At 54.8% G+C, this 13410-nt stretch carries 14 protein-coding genes; all 14 read right to left on the reverse strand.

Annotated features, from left to right (window positions below):
* Positions 1 to 119: 119 nt before the first annotated feature.
* The gene (typA, locus tag HMPREF1121_RS01225; RefSeq protein WP_044114310.1) at positions 120 to 1922 is read right to left on the reverse strand and encodes a translational GTPase TypA; all 1803 of its coding nucleotides are present in this window, start codon (positions 1920 to 1922) and stop codon (positions 120 to 122) included.
* Between the two features lie 444 nt (positions 1923 to 2366).
* Entirely contained in the window at positions 2367 to 3794 is a 1428-nt protein-coding gene (cls, locus tag HMPREF1121_RS01230; protein ID WP_044114311.1) for a cardiolipin synthase, read from the reverse strand.
* A gap of 14 nt (positions 3795 to 3808) precedes the next feature.
* A complete protein-coding gene (locus HMPREF1121_RS08595; protein ID WP_052353543.1) occupies positions 3809 to 4255 on the reverse strand; it encodes a Rieske (2Fe-2S) protein in 447 nt (148 codons plus the stop codon).
* Positions 4256 to 4276: 21 nt separating this feature from the next.
* On the reverse strand, positions 4277 to 4702 hold the full coding sequence (locus tag HMPREF1121_RS01240; protein ID WP_044114312.1) for an SRPBCC family protein: 426 nt from the start codon (positions 4700 to 4702) through the stop codon (positions 4277 to 4279).
* Positions 4703 to 4736: 34 nt separating this feature from the next.
* Positions 4737 to 5381, reverse strand: coding sequence for an orotate phosphoribosyltransferase (gene pyrE, locus HMPREF1121_RS01245; protein ID WP_044114313.1), 645 nt, complete (start codon positions 5379 to 5381; stop codon positions 4737 to 4739).
* Between the two features lie 26 nt (positions 5382 to 5407).
* Complete coding sequence (locus HMPREF1121_RS01250) at positions 5408 to 6205, reverse strand: nitrilase-related carbon-nitrogen hydrolase (protein WP_044114314.1); 798 nt, start codon at positions 6203 to 6205, stop codon at positions 5408 to 5410.
* 5 nt (positions 6206 to 6210) lie between these two features.
* On the reverse strand, positions 6211 to 6756 hold the full coding sequence (locus HMPREF1121_RS01255) for a lysophospholipid acyltransferase family protein (protein ID WP_009432926.1): 546 nt from the start codon (positions 6754 to 6756) through the stop codon (positions 6211 to 6213).
* Positions 6757 to 6789: 33 nt separating this feature from the next.
* Positions 6790 to 7083 carry a hypothetical protein gene (locus tag HMPREF1121_RS01260; RefSeq protein ID WP_009432917.1) on the reverse strand — a complete coding sequence of 98 codons (294 nt, stop codon included), beginning with the start codon at positions 7081 to 7083 and terminating at the stop codon, positions 6790 to 6792.
* Positions 7084 to 7143: 60 nt separating this feature from the next.
* The gene (locus HMPREF1121_RS01265) at positions 7144 to 7815 is read right to left on the reverse strand and encodes a trimeric intracellular cation channel family protein (protein ID WP_009433005.1); all 672 of its coding nucleotides are present in this window, start codon (positions 7813 to 7815) and stop codon (positions 7144 to 7146) included.
* A gap of 21 nt (positions 7816 to 7836) precedes the next feature.
* On the reverse strand, positions 7837 to 8655 hold the full coding sequence (gene panB / locus HMPREF1121_RS01270) for a 3-methyl-2-oxobutanoate hydroxymethyltransferase (protein ID WP_044114315.1): 819 nt from the start codon (positions 8653 to 8655) through the stop codon (positions 7837 to 7839).
* Positions 8656 to 8774: 119 nt separating this feature from the next.
* The gene (gene guaA / locus HMPREF1121_RS01275) at positions 8775 to 10295 is read right to left on the reverse strand and encodes a glutamine-hydrolyzing GMP synthase (RefSeq protein ID WP_044114316.1); all 1521 of its coding nucleotides are present in this window, start codon (positions 10293 to 10295) and stop codon (positions 8775 to 8777) included.
* A 672-nt stretch (positions 10296 to 10967) separates the two neighbouring features.
* The gene (locus HMPREF1121_RS08600; protein ID WP_052353544.1) at positions 10968 to 11855 is read right to left on the reverse strand and encodes a YqhG/Tai3 family protein; all 888 of its coding nucleotides are present in this window, start codon (positions 11853 to 11855) and stop codon (positions 10968 to 10970) included.
* Positions 11856 to 11925: 70 nt separating this feature from the next.
* Positions 11926 to 12699 carry an ABC transporter permease gene (locus HMPREF1121_RS01290; RefSeq protein ID WP_044114318.1) on the reverse strand — a complete coding sequence of 258 codons (774 nt, stop codon included), beginning with the start codon at positions 12697 to 12699 and terminating at the stop codon, positions 11926 to 11928.
* Complete coding sequence (locus tag HMPREF1121_RS01295; protein ID WP_044114319.1) at positions 12686 to 13399, reverse strand: ABC transporter ATP-binding protein; 714 nt, start codon at positions 13397 to 13399, stop codon at positions 12686 to 12688. The genes HMPREF1121_RS01290 and HMPREF1121_RS01295 overlap by 14 nt, the downstream gene beginning before the upstream one ends.
* Positions 13400 to 13410: the final 11 nt, after the last annotated feature.

The following is a 13410-nucleotide window of genomic DNA, read 5'->3' on the forward strand; positions in this document are numbered from 1 at the left end:
AGTGAAAGACCCTACTAAGATAAGCGATAAAGCAATACGACTGGCATACATCCTCTCGCAGGGGAGGGGGTATACCAGTCGTCTTGTCTTAGGAGGTCATGATCACTCCGTGTGTAGTATTACTGTCTATTCTGTCGCTTGCGCTCGGTCTCATCAAGGATGATCTTACGCATACGCATCGAGACGGGCGTCACCTCGACATATTCGTCAGGGCGGATATACTCCAGCGCGTCCTCAAGGCTGAAGACTACGGGAGGAGCCAGCGATACCTTGTCGTCGCTACCCGAAGCACGCATATTCGTCAGCTTCTTGCTCTTGCAGACATTGACGGCGAGGTCACCTTCCTTCGTGTGCTCACCGACGACCTGCCCGGCGTAGACTTCTTCCTGTGGAGCGATGAAGAAGCGACCACGGCTCTGGAGGTTGTTGAGGGCATAGGCGTAGGCCGTCCCCGTCTCGAGGGCAATGATCGAGCCGTTGCTACGACGCTCGATATCGCCCTTCCATGGCTGATACTCGAGGAAGCGGTGGGCAAGGACAGCTTCACCAGCCGAAGCGGTGAGGACGTAGTTGTTGAGCCCGATGATACCGCGCGAGGGGATGTGGAATTCGAGGAATGTACGATCGCCCTTCGTCTCCATCATCGTCATCTCACCCTTGCGGCGCGTGACGACATCGATGATCTTGCTCGCAGACTCCTCGGGGAGGTTCACCGTGAGCAGCTCTATGGGCTCGTGGGGTACGCCGTCGATCTCGTGGATGATGACCTGAGGCTGACCTACCTGTAGCTCATAGCCTTCGCGGCGCATGGTCTCGATAAGTACGGAGAGATGGAGGACGCCACGGCCGTAGACGATCCAGCTGTCTGCGGTCTCCGCAGGCTCGATGCGCAGGGCGAGGTTCTTATCCAGCTCCTTCATCAGGCGGTCGTGGATGTGGCGGGAAGTGACGAACTTCCCTTCGCGCCCATAGAAGGGCGAGTTGTTGATGGTGAAGAGCATGCTCATCGTAGGCTCATCGACCGCGATGGTCTCAAGCGCTTCGGGCGTAGCTACATCCGTGAGCGTCTCACCGATCTCAAAGCCTTCGATACCGACCAGCGCGCAGATATCGCCTGAGGAGACGCTTTCGACCTTCGTGCGGCCAAGACCTTCGAAGATATTGACCTCCTTGATACGCATCTTTGCGATCGAGCCATCGCGCTTGCAGAGGGCTACTTCCTGCCCTTCTCTGAAGGTACCGCGGTGTACGCGACCTACAGCGATACGGCCGACATAGGAGGAGTAGTCCAGCGAGGTGATGAGCATCTGTGCTGGGCCTTCGATCTGCGTAGGAGCGGGGATTTGCTCGAGGATGGTATCCAGTAGAGTGGTGATATCTTCGGTAGGCTGCTTGTAGTCTTTGCTCATCCAGCCCTGCTTGGCCGAGCCATAGATGGTCTCGAAGTCAAGCTGCTCTTCGCTGGCGTTGAGGCTAAACATCAGGTCGAAGACCATATCCTGTACCTCTTCGGGGCGGCAGTTGGGCTTGTCGACCTTGTTGATGACTACGATGGGCTTCAGCCCCATCTCAATGGCCTTCTGCAGGACGAAGCGCGTCTGAGGCATAGGGCCTTCGAAGGCATCGACGAGAAGCAGGCAGCCGTCAGCGAGGTTGAGCACGCGCTCAACTTCGCCACCGAAGTCGGCATGGCCTGGGGTGTCGATGATGTTGATCTTGACGTCCTTATAGCGGATGCTGACATTCTTGGAGAGGATGGTGATCCCACGCTCACGCTCGAGGTCATTGTTATCGAGGTACGTATCTACTTCGGCAGCCTTATCATCTCTGAAGAGCTTACCGGCTAAAAGCATCTTATCTACCAGCGTCGTCTTACCATGGTCGACGTGAGCGATAATCGCTATGTTGCGAATGTCTTGCATCTGTTTCTTATAAGTTCATCTATTACGGGCACAAAGGTAGTCAATAATGCGCACTTATGGGGGGATTTTCGCTTCTCGGCACATAGTTTTTTGCGGGTGAAGCACTCATCTCTTCTTACGACAGACCATGCTTTCTCTCCTGGTAAATCGGCTATATACATTGCTCTGCAAAGTGACTTCGTGCTGTGGCTATGAGGCGATAGTATTGAGGGGGCTTTGCGACCAGTACTGCTCGGTGAATGGACCAGTACTGGTCACATATATAAACCAGTACTACTTTGCGCTTCAACCAGTACTGGTCACTTCGCTGACCAGTACTACTTTGATTTTCCTTTCCGAAAGGAGGCGACTAACACGCACTACTGTAGGTAGATAAAATGGTATAAGGCTGACTCCCCGAAATCGGGAGTCAGCCTTATAGCATGATGTAGGAGATGAAGGTCTCTATAGGAGGGGGGCAAAGAGGCGCATGAAAGATTCTGCAAAGCGGACCATTCGCCCACGTTGCTCCCACTCCTCGTAGGTTAGGAGATGGCAGGAGGTCTTGTCTTGGTCGAAGAGCGTACGCAGGCGCTTAGCTGTCCCCGAGTCGTAGATGATCCCCGAGATCTCAAAGTTATGCTCCAGGCTACGGAAGTCCATGTTGGCTGAGCCGATAGTCGCTATCTGATCGTCAACGAGAAGGAGCTTGGAGTGGAGGAAGCCGTCGGTGTATTGGTAGATCTTTACCCCTGCCTCGAGGAGCTGTGTGAGGTAAGAGTTAGCAGCAAAGGTCGTCAAGCGCGAGTCCGTCTTGAGAGGGAGCATCAGCTCGACCTTTACACCCGCAAGAGCTGCCGTGATAAGAGCGTTGTTGAGATTCTCCGTCGGGAGGAAGTAGGGCGTCTGGATGCAGATGCTATGGTTGGCTCGCGAGATCATATAGATGATCGCTTGCTCGATGGTGCGCCAGTGGCTAATTGGGCCACCCTGGACGAACTGTACCGAAGGAGAATACTCGTTCGGCTCAGTCGCGGGATCAAAGTAGCGGTCTACGTTGATGACCTTGCGTGAGACGGCGTACCAGTCGATGAGGAAGGAGCTTTGGAGACCAGCTACGGCTACCCCCGTGATGCGGAAGTGTGTATCACGCCAGCGACCAAGTTCAGAGCCCGTGAGGTAACGCTGGGCAAAGTTCATCCCGCCGACATAGCCGATGGAGCCGTCGATGACGACGATCTTGCGGTGGTTACGATAGTTCACCGTGGTAGAGAGGAGTGGGAAGGCCACACGCATGAAGGCGTAGACCTGGATCCCCGCACGTCGCAGGCGCTTCCAGTAGGAGGAAGGGACGTTGTATGAGCCGAGGTGGTCGTAGATGATGCGGATGGTGACGCCTTCTTCGGCCTTGCGAAGGAGGATGTCCGTCAGGCGGTTGAGTACGTCGTCTGCTCCGAAGATATAGGCTTGCAGGTGGATGTATTCCTCGGCTCGCTCCAGGTCTACGAAGAGAGCTTCGTACATATCCGCTCCCCAGGCATAGATATCGAGGGACTGGAGCTGGAGGAGGGGGCTGTCGGAGTTGCGCTCGACGAGCTCAATGAGTCGCTGGTGTTCTTCAGTGGCTTGCCGCTTCTTCAGCAGATGCTTAGGGAGAGAGAGTCGCTGCGGCTTGAGCATGAGCCTCCGGTAGAAGCGGCGGTTGATGCTATTCAGACGCTTCTGGTCTTGGCCGAAGACGATATATACCATGATCCCAAAGACGGGGATGAGCCCGACGATGAGGATCCATGCAGAGGCCTTGAGTGGATTGCGGTTCTCACTGAGTACCGTCCCGATGACCCCTAATACCGTCAGTGTATAGGCAATGATAAGCCAAGAGGAGAGCTCCATAGCGAGGTGTGGAGTTAGTTGGTGACGAGGAGTTTGTCCTGTCGAGAGAGCTGCTGTACGCGGTAGCTACGAAGAGGGCTTCTTGCTGGGCCTGAGAGTGGGCGACCCGTCCCTGAGAGCAGGTCAAAGTGACTCTCACACTTGGGACAGCGTAGCTCAAGCCCCGAGAGCTGGAGTTGAGTCCATGGTGCTGGCTCGACGGGACAGGCCAAGTCGAAGGCATAGAACTCTTCGCGGTCTATGGCATGGACGATGGCCAGGCCTGCAAGCCCAGCACGCATCGATGCGATGGTAGAGTGTGGGATGAGGGCTATTCCCCCAGGGGAGAGTAGCGTGCGATACTGCGAGAGTTGCAGTGGTACCTCATAGTATACCGAAGTCTTGGGGAGCGGTGTCTCGGTGGTGGAGGTACAGGAAAAAAAGAGTAGCCCCACACAGAGCGATAGCAGGTACTTGCTCATATCGGTGGGGCTACGAGGGAACTAATAGTTGTAAGGGATCATGGTGAGCATCTCCGCGAGCTTCTCTACCCCGTCATTGAGCTTGCTCCCAATCATCTTGCGCATAAAGAAATTGAGGTCAGCACGGAGGGTGAGGCGTAGACGTGTATCCCCTGGAGTAGGCTCGAGGAGCTGGATCCAGAGGGTCAGGTCGATGGGAGACTGCTCGGTCGCCAGCTTGATCGTACCCTCGGGCTCTCGCTCGATGATACGGAGTACGAGACGCGCAGCCCCAGGGACGACGAAGGCACAGCTATCACTATCGATAGGCTCGATGGTGATCTTCTCACGTGCTTCTTCAGGGAGACGGTCTTGGATATTAGCCAGGCCACTCAGATCTGAGAGACGCTGGTATACTCGGGTACGAGGTGCGGCGATAGCCTTGATAGAACTTACGTAGTCGGACATGAATTAGTCGGATGATGGGATAATGGTGCGGGGCTTACTTCTTTCCGGTCCAAGCGGCAGGATCCTTGCGCCACTCCTTGAGGAGCGCTTCGTCGTCAGCTGAGATGTAGCCCGTAGCGAGTGCTTGGCGGATGACGGCGTCATAGCAACTGAGGGTCACGAGGCGGACGTTAGCCTCAGCGAAGGCCTGCTCTGCCTGAGGGAAGCCATGCGTGTAGACTGCGACCATACCGAGGATAGAGCATCCTGCACGACGAATAGCATCCACAGCCTTTAGGCTACTACCACCAGTGGAGATGAGGTCTTCGACGACGAGTACACGGCTTCCTGCGGGTAGTTCACCTTCGATCTGATTACCCATACCGTGGTCCTTAGCTACGGGGCGGATGTAGACGAAGGGGAGACCCAGCAGGTCGGCAACGAGAGCACCCTGAGCGATAGCCCCAGTAGCAACCCCAGCGACGACGTCGGGAGCATCGAACTCTCGGCGGATAGCTTCGGCAAGCTCCGTCTTGATCAGCGTGCGTACCTCAGGATAGGAGAGGGTGACGCGGTTGTCACAGTAGATGGGAGACTTCCAGCCAGAGGCCCAGGTGAAGGGAGAGTCGGGCTGAAGCTTTACGGCCTTTACCTGAAGGAGAGCTTCGGCGATACGTTCTTGGGTGGTGATAGCGCTCATGGGGATTGTTCTTTTATAGGAGTGAGTTAGATCTGTAGGAGGAAGGGATCGGCATCAGCCCAGACGGGGAATTTCTGCCGAAGGTCCTGAAGGGGGCCGTAGTCGAGTGTCGCTGTGATGACAGTACCTGCTCCTTCTTCAGCCTCGACGAAAGCCTTGCCACGTGGGTCAATGATGACAGAGTCGCCCGAATAGACGAGGCGGTTAGGATCTTCGCCTACACGGTTGACGCCGATGACGTAGCTGAGATTCTCCATAGCACGGGCACGAAGGAGGGTCCGGAAGACCTCACGGCGTGGGCGTGGCCAGTTGGCTACAGCGATGATGAGGTCATATTCGTTCGACACATTGCGACACCACACGGGGAAGCGTAGGTCGTAGCAGATGATGGGGAGGATGTGCCAGCCCTTGAATGTGAAGATGGATCGGCTGGTAGCAGAGCTGACGAATCCCTTCTCTCCTCCAGGGGCGAAGAGGTGACGCTTTGCCTGAAGCTGTACCTTCCCATCGGGCTCAATGAGGAAGAAGAGATTATGTATGACTCCCTTGACCTCACTGAGGTAGCTCCCAGCGAGAGCGACATTGTACTCGTGAGAGAGTCGGAGGAGGGTCTGGTAGACTTTGCCTTGCTCTCGGTCTGCAAGCTTCGCTGCTTCGCTTGAGAAGCCCGTAGTAATCGTCTCGGGGAAGACGATGAGATCGCTCATCGCAGCATGATCTCGGACAAGGCTCTTGATGAGCTGGAGGTTAGCCGAGACATCATTCCAGTGGATACTGCACTGTACTGCGCTGACTCGTAGGGGAGCAGGGAAGCTACTTGCCATAAGACTTAGGGAGTGAATTGCTCGGGATACTTTGCCTGGGACTTATCGTATCGACTACGTATCGTCGCCAGATCTTGCTCTATATCGCCTGTGGGATAGAAGACCTCGAAGATACCGAGCTCCTTCTTGCCGTAGTCAATGACAGCGAGCTCGATGGGAAGGCCTGCTGCAACGGCAATATGGTAGAAGCCACTCTTCCACTTCTCTCCTCGAGAGCGTGTACCCTCGGGGGTGATAGCAAGGTGAATCTGCCCCTTCTGTCGGAGCTGCTCTTGCAGGCGCTCTACGGTCTGGGTGCGCTCCTTGCGATTGACGGGAATACCACCTAAGGCTCGGAAGATAGGGCCTAAGGGGAAGAAGAACCAGTCGCTCTTCATCAGGAAGCCGGAGTCGAAGCCAGCGGCCCAAGAGTAAAGAAGCCCGAGGGGAAAGTCGTAGTTGCTGGTATGTGGAGCGACACAGATGATGCTCCCTTCAGGCTGCTTGCCAGGGTGGGGGATAACCTTCCATCCAAAGAGACGAAGCAAGCTCTGAGCTATTTTCTTACGCAATTGTATAGGGATACTATGGGATGAAGTCGAGCGCTATAGACCTTCGACGAAGTCGTCCAGGCGCTCTGAGAAGCTCGTGAGGTTCGTGATGACGTAGTGACGAAGGTCTCTGTAGTAGGCCTTCACGAGCTGAGGATTATGCTTACCACTGGGGTGGGTGACGCGGCGGAGACTGTCGTCGGTGAAGACCATGATGTCGTCCATCAGGTCTTCGATCTCAGCCTGCATCGCTTCGCTCCCAGAGACGGCACGGATGATAAGAGCCTCGTCGAAGAGGCGCATGACCTCTGCGATGATCTCTTTCTTAAGGGTTCTTTGACTTGCCATAATGGTAGAGTATGTGAGGAGAGATACTCCTCATATAGGGCAAAGATATGGATTATGGGCTTAGCTTACTCCCTTCTCCTGCTCACTCTTCTCTGTGAGCTTAGGATTGAAGGTCGGCAGCTGAATATGCAGGACCACCGCAAGTACTCGGAAGATGAATACCGAGATGGCGGATATGAACTGCACCCACTCGATGGGTAGGCTTGAGTAGCGCCCCATGAGGACATAAATGATCGAGCCAAGGACGCAGGCCGAGGCATAGAAATCTGTGCGGAAGATCAGGGGCGTTTCGTTGATCAGTACGTCGCGCAGAAGCCCTCCGAAAGAGCCGGTGACTGTACCCATGATGACAGCAACCCACCAGGGGAAGCCTGCGGCATAGGACTTAGCGACACCTACGACTACGAAGAGCCCGAGGCCGATGGCGTCAAAGACGAAGAGGGAGTGATTGAGGCGGACGACTTGGCGTCGGAAGATGATCGTGAAGATAAGCCCGAGGGCCGTGATGATCAGATAGGATGGCTGGACTAGCCAGAACGGCTTGATGTCTAAGAGAATGTCACGTATCGTACCACCTCCGACAGCAGTCACGAAGCCCACAACGTAGGCTCCGAACCAGTCTAGCCCCTTCCCCGCTGCGAGACGGATACCACTGATGGCAAAGGCCAGTGTGCCGAGGTAATCACACCAATTGACAAAGTCATTGACATCAACAAGATGAGCAAACTTCATAGCCCGTGATCTCCTTGCTTGTTAGTAGGACTCTGCATCAGAGGGGAAGCTACGCTCCTTGACTGCGGTGATATAAGCCCCTGCTGCCTGCTTGATTTCCTCACCAAGTGCAGCGAAGCGACGGAGGAACTTCGGCGTGAAGCGGTCTTCCATACCGAGCATGTCCTGTGAGACGAGGACTTGCCCATCGACACCGCTACCAGCCCCGATACCGATGACGGGTATCTGCAGGGACTGAGCTACACGTGCCGCAACAGAGGCGGGGACCTTCTCAAGTACTACAGCGCAGCAACCAGCACGCTCCAGCCCGAGAGCTTCTTCGAAGAGCTTGTCTGCGGCTGCTCCTTCTTTGCCTTGAAGTCCATAGCCTCCGAGCTGATGTACAGATTGAGGCGTGAGACCAAGGTGACCAACGACGGGAATACCTGCCGCTGTGAACTGGCTGATTGTGCTGAAGAGGTGCGTACCTCCCTCAAGCTTGACTGCATCTGCACCCGTCTCCTTCATGATGCGGATAGCCGAAGCGAGAGCGGTCTCAGGACTGATCTGATAGCTCCCGAAGGGCATGTCTACGACGACAAAGGCACGCTGCACACCACGGACTACACAGGCACCGTGGTAGATCATCTGATCGAGAGTAATAGGTAGGGTCGTGGTATGGCCTGCCATCACATTGGCAGCAGAGTCTCCGACGAGGAGGATATCTATGCCAGCAGCGTCGAGGAGACGTGCCATCGTATAGTCGTATGCCGTGAGCATCGAGATGGGCTCACCCTGAGCCTTCATAGCTGCCAGACGGAGGGTCGTCACCTTCTTCGTCTCGGCTTGGTGTTGAGACACTTCTTTATTGATATAAATTGAGGGGTAAGCCACCACCCTAATCCCTGGGACGGGATAGGGTGGTGGCCTCTGTGATTATACTTCTGTGGATATAGAGAGTCCGAGAGTAGTGTGATGCTCTACTCCCATTCGATGGTGCTGGGTGGCTTGGAGGAGATGTCGTAGACGACACGGTTCACCCCACGTACCTTGTTGATGATCTCATTGGAGACCTTAGCCAGGAACTCATAGGGGAGGTGTGCCCAGTCTGCGCTCATCGCATCCGTGCTGGTCACAGCGCGTAGTGCGATGGTGTACTCATAGGTACGTTCATCACCCATGACACCGACAGAACGGATGGGGAGGAGGATCGCACCAGCCTGCCATACATTGTCGTACAGCCCCCACTCGCGCATCATCGACATATAGATGTCGTCAGCATTCTGGAGGATCTCGATCTTCTCAGCCGTGATCTCGCCGAGGATACGGATACCTAAGCCGGGGCCAGGGAAGGGCTGGCGCTTGATGAGGTGAGGCTGCATACCCATCTCAAGACCTACGCGACGCACCTCATCCTTGAAGAGGAGGCGAAGTGGCTCAACAAGACGGAGCTTCATGCGCTCGGGGAGCCCACCGACATTGTGATGGCTCTTGATGACCGTACCTGTGATGCTGAGGGACTCGATGACGTCGGGATAAATCGTCCCTTGACCAAGCCACTTAATGTCCTTGAGCTTGTGAGCTTCTTCGTCGAAGACCTCGATGAAGCCACGGCCGATGATCTTACGCTTCTCTTCGGGATCAGTGACACCTTGGAGAGCTGAGAGGAACTTATCTCGTGCGTTGACGCCGATGACATTGAGGCCTAAGTGCTCATAGTCACGCAGGACATTATCGTATTCGTTCTTACGTAGGAGCCCATGGTCGACGAAGATACACGTGAGGTTCTTACCGATAGCCTTGTGAAGGAGAACTGCCGTGACAGAGGAGTCAACCCCGCCAGAGAGAGCCAAGATGACCTTGTCATCACCCAGCTGAGCACGAAGCTCTGCCACAGTACTCTCGACGAAGGAGGCTGGAGACCAGTTGCCGCGGATACCCGTTACCTTGAGGAAGTTATCAAGGATCTTGAGACCTTCTTCAGAGTGGAATGCTTCGGGATGGAACTGAACCCCCCACGTACGCTCGCCATCAATACGGAAGGCTGCTGCCTCTACGTCCTCGGTGCTGGCGATGATACGGAAGCCCTTAGGGAGCGTGGTGATGGTGTCACCGTGGGACATCCAGACGATACCGCCAGGGGTGATACCCTCGAGGAGCTTATCATTCTCGTGACGTAGCGTGAGGTGCGCACGACCATACTCACGGCTATCGCAGGGCTCTACCTTACCACCAGCTTGGTGAACGAGGCTCTGTGCTCCATAGCAAATACCGAGTATGGGGAGACGCCCACGCAGGGCGGATAGGTCGGTGCGGAAGGCTGCTTCGTCGTAGACCGAGTAGGGACTTCCTGAGAGGATGATCCCTGCGATGCCCGTAAGATCTTCGGGTACCTTATTGTAGGGTACGATCTCGCAATAGGTGTTCAGTTCGCGGAGTCTACGGCCGATGAGCTGTGTTGTCTGCGAGCCAAAGTCGAGGATGAGTATCTTCTCCTGCATAGTTACTGATGGCTTTCTTATTTATAAGTGGTAAGACCAATTCAAGACAAAGATACGAATTGTGGGAGACTCTGCTGATAGCACTCGTATACTCGTTGTTTTATCTTATGAGACCATTGCACAAGGCCGTCTCTTCACAGCTTGCACTTTTCCCCTTCGAACTTCTTAGCCTAAAGACTCCGATTTTCGGGGGAAGAAGGTACGAGTAATGAAGAGGTGGTCTTGCACAATGGTTTCATAGCAGGTATATGGGTGCGTGGGTAGAGCTATATAGGATGGCAAAGAAAGCTATATAGCTTTGTGAAGCGACCTCTATTAGGTTGTTGCTCAGCGTAGGGATAAAAGTTGTGGACGAGTAGCAGATAAGTTTGGACTACGTACGTAGCTCTAATATCTACGTACGTGGATATTTGGATTTACGTGCCTGGCCTTTAAGACTACGTGCATAGACAGAGGAAAAGCACTATGTGAAGGCGCTTTTTCCTTCAAGAGAAGGACACTTTTCCCTCCGCTGGATAAGAAGAATACTCGCGATAAGGCGAAGGATTTTCCGATCTCTTCGGAGAGCTATATTGGGATGCTGGTCGTGCGATGCCTTAGCACTGAAAAGAGACATTCCCATAGGATGCCGAAGTCGGAATTCTATGGGAATGTCTTGTATGAAGGATAGGACTAAGGCTGTCTATCCAAGCGATAGCTACCATCAGCCTGCGGTACAGCGCGGACGAGCCACTTGTGTCGCTCACCTCTGCCATCGGAGTAGCTGACCTCGAAGACTCCAGAGGCGGAGCTGGGGCGTACGCTTAGGCTACTACACCAGCTGGGGTCAAAGTCTACATTATCAACGAGAGTGTCGAAGAATCCACTCTCGACCTCGCCCACCGAAGCCAAGCCCTCATAATATTGCTGTATGGTGGCCTTAGTGCAGTAGCGGTCACGCAGAGCCTTGAGTTCTGCTTCGAGCTCGGGCTTCATCGCAAGATACTGAGAGATGTAGCACTCGTAGAAGGAGCGAATGAAGTTGATCGGGCTCGTCATATCTACGCTTTTAGTCACTGCAAAGGGATTGCTGCGGAGCTTATCCCCGTACTCGGCGTGATGCCACTCGGGGGTGATGAAGTCAATGAGATACTTATCCCCAGACTTCTGCAGGTGGAGAGGAATGGCACGATAGCCCTCTCCACTGCCAAAGCTTACCTGATACCAGTCTTGCCCGAGAGCACGTACTTGCAGGCTTCCTTCGCTACCAGAAGCAAGGTCTTGAGCGCGGATAAATGGATCCGAGTCGGTGAGTGCTCTTACGCGCTCCAGCTTAGCCTTAGCCTCTGGTGTGGCATTAGCTAAGATGAGCGAATCCATCTGAGCAGGCTCATACATGCGGTCAAAGGAGCGAATGTACTCGGTGTAGAAGCGCTTGAGCATAGCTTCGGGGCTCTCGGTACGCTGCTTCTGGGCTGTGGTGGTTTGCTTTTGTTTGGTGCGCTTTTGTGCGCGGCTTGTGGTGGGAGTAGCGAGCCCTAAAAAGATGAGCAGGCTCCATGTGAGTAATGACTTAGACATAGTGATGTGGTGATATGGTTAGATGGAGGGGAGAAACAAAGCTCCTCTCATAGTGACAACGTATAGGCTGCTACGCGCGGTATGCTTTGTCCTTGCCTATGGATTGCCAGGGACAAAGTATGGCCTCGAGGAGGTCAATCAGAATGAAGAGCCCGACACCCATGAGACTCAGTAGCGCTATCCCAGCGTACATGTCGAGGTAGTCAATGCGCATCCAGGCATCGGATATATAGTAGCCAAGTCCCTCTGTCGTGCCATACGTCTCGGTGACGAAGAGCACGGAGATAGCTGTGCCGATAGCTATGCGTAGTGCTGATAGTGCTGCGGGGAGGACTGCGGGGAGGAGGAGGTGACGAAGGAGCCCCCAAGTGCTCGCACCGAGCGAGCGCGTTACAGCGAAGTGCTCCTCGGGAATCGCAAGCAGGGCATCTCGCATTGATACGGCTAGCTGGAAGAGTATGATTAGTACGATCATCACCACCTTCGTTGCTTCGCCAAGGCCACCAAGGAGCATGACTACGGGGAGGAGGGCCAGCTTAGGTATGGGGTAGGTAAAGTAGATGAAGGTCGATAGGATGCGCCCCACTCGAGGATAGAGGATCATCGAGAGGGAGAGGATGGCTGAGAGTATGGTTGCGATGAGGATACCCCAGCCGATGCGCTGCAGGCTCGTCAAGGTGTGAGCAAGAAGGTCCGACCCATTGAGGTGAGCCATGTGGGTATAGACCGCCCATGGCGCAGGTAAGACTTCGCTACGGATAAGTAGGTAGCCTGCCAGCCAGAGAGCATGCAAGATGGTGGCTCCAAGTAGGAGCTGCAGGAGGTGACGGCTAAAGGACTTCATCTAAGTGGCGTAGTTCGTCCTCCAGCATACTTGCAGTAGCTCCTCGGTGGTCAGCAAGGAGAGTTCCTGGCTTCCCTCCGATGAGTAGGGTGCGCTCCGATAAAGTCGTTGCCTCTACGGGGCTATGGGTGACGCAAAGGGTGGGGGTAGGATAGCGTTGCCACAGCTCGAGGAAGAGCTGACGAGAGCGACTTGCCGTCGCTACATCGAGGGCTGAAAATGCTTCGTCGAGAAGAAGCAAGTCCGGCTTCATGATGAAGGCACGAGCAAGGGCTACACGCTGGCACTGACCTCCACTTAGTTCGCTGGGATAGCGGTCTAAGAGATCGGTGAGCGATAGAGTCGTGAGAATCTCCTCCTGCAGGTCGGATGAGACGATACGCTTGCCGAGTGCAGCTGGCAGGTGGATGCTCTCTCTTACTGTCTTCCAGGGGAAGAGCCCGTATTGCTGGGGGACAAGTGCGATCTGATGGGTACGGGGGCTAAGTGGTACGCCCGAGAGTTGCAGCGTTCCCTTGCTCGGGCGGATAATCCCCGCTAAGGTGTGTAAGAGGCTGGATTTCCCGCTACCCGATGGCCCGATGATCGTCACGATCTCTTTCCCCAAACTGAAGCTCACATCCCTGAGCGCAATCGTCTCTTCACGGCGCTTGCTATAGCGTACGCTTAGGTCGGAGACGTATAGTAGAGGCTCGGACATAGGGGGGGGAT

The organism is Porphyromonas sp. KLE 1280, from assembly GCF_000700805.1.
In the GTDB taxonomy this organism is placed as follows: Bacteria; Bacteroidota; Bacteroidia; order Bacteroidales; family Porphyromonadaceae; genus Porphyromonas; species Porphyromonas pasteri.

Excerpts from the sequence above, each read along its gene's own strand:
- typA (WP_044114310.1), bottom strand. The coding sequence starts at position 1,922 with ATGCAAGACATTCGCAACATAGCGATTATCGCTCACGTCGACCATGGT.
- cls (WP_044114311.1), bottom strand. The coding sequence starts at position 3,794 with ATGGAGCTCTCCTCTTGGCTTATCATTGCCTATACACTGACGGTATTA.
- HMPREF1121_RS08595 (WP_052353543.1), bottom strand. The coding sequence starts at position 4,255 with ATGAGCAAGTACCTGCTATCGCTCTGTGTGGGGCTACTCTTTTTTTCC.
- HMPREF1121_RS01240 (WP_044114312.1), bottom strand. The coding sequence starts at position 4,702 with ATGTCCGACTACGTAAGTTCTATCAAGGCTATCGCCGCACCTCGTACC.
- pyrE (WP_044114313.1), bottom strand. The coding sequence starts at position 5,381 with ATGAGCGCTATCACCACCCAAGAACGTATCGCCGAAGCTCTCCTTCAG.
- HMPREF1121_RS01250 (WP_044114314.1), bottom strand. The coding sequence starts at position 6,205 with ATGGCAAGTAGCTTCCCTGCTCCCCTACGAGTCAGCGCAGTACAGTGC.
- HMPREF1121_RS01260 (WP_009432917.1), bottom strand. The coding sequence starts at position 7,083 with ATGGCAAGTCAAAGAACCCTTAAGAAAGAGATCATCGCAGAGGTCATG.
- HMPREF1121_RS01265 (WP_009433005.1), bottom strand. The coding sequence starts at position 7,815 with ATGAAGTTTGCTCATCTTGTTGATGTCAATGACTTTGTCAATTGGTGT.
- guaA (WP_044114316.1), bottom strand. The coding sequence starts at position 10,295 with ATGCAGGAGAAGATACTCATCCTCGACTTTGGCTCGCAGACAACACAG.
- HMPREF1121_RS08600 (WP_052353544.1), bottom strand. The coding sequence starts at position 11,855 with ATGTCTAAGTCATTACTCACATGGAGCCTGCTCATCTTTTTAGGGCTC.
- HMPREF1121_RS01290 (WP_044114318.1), bottom strand. The coding sequence starts at position 12,699 with ATGAAGTCCTTTAGCCGTCACCTCCTGCAGCTCCTACTTGGAGCCACC.
- HMPREF1121_RS01295 (WP_044114319.1), bottom strand. The coding sequence starts at position 13,399 with ATGTCCGAGCCTCTACTATACGTCTCCGACCTAAGCGTACGCTATAGC.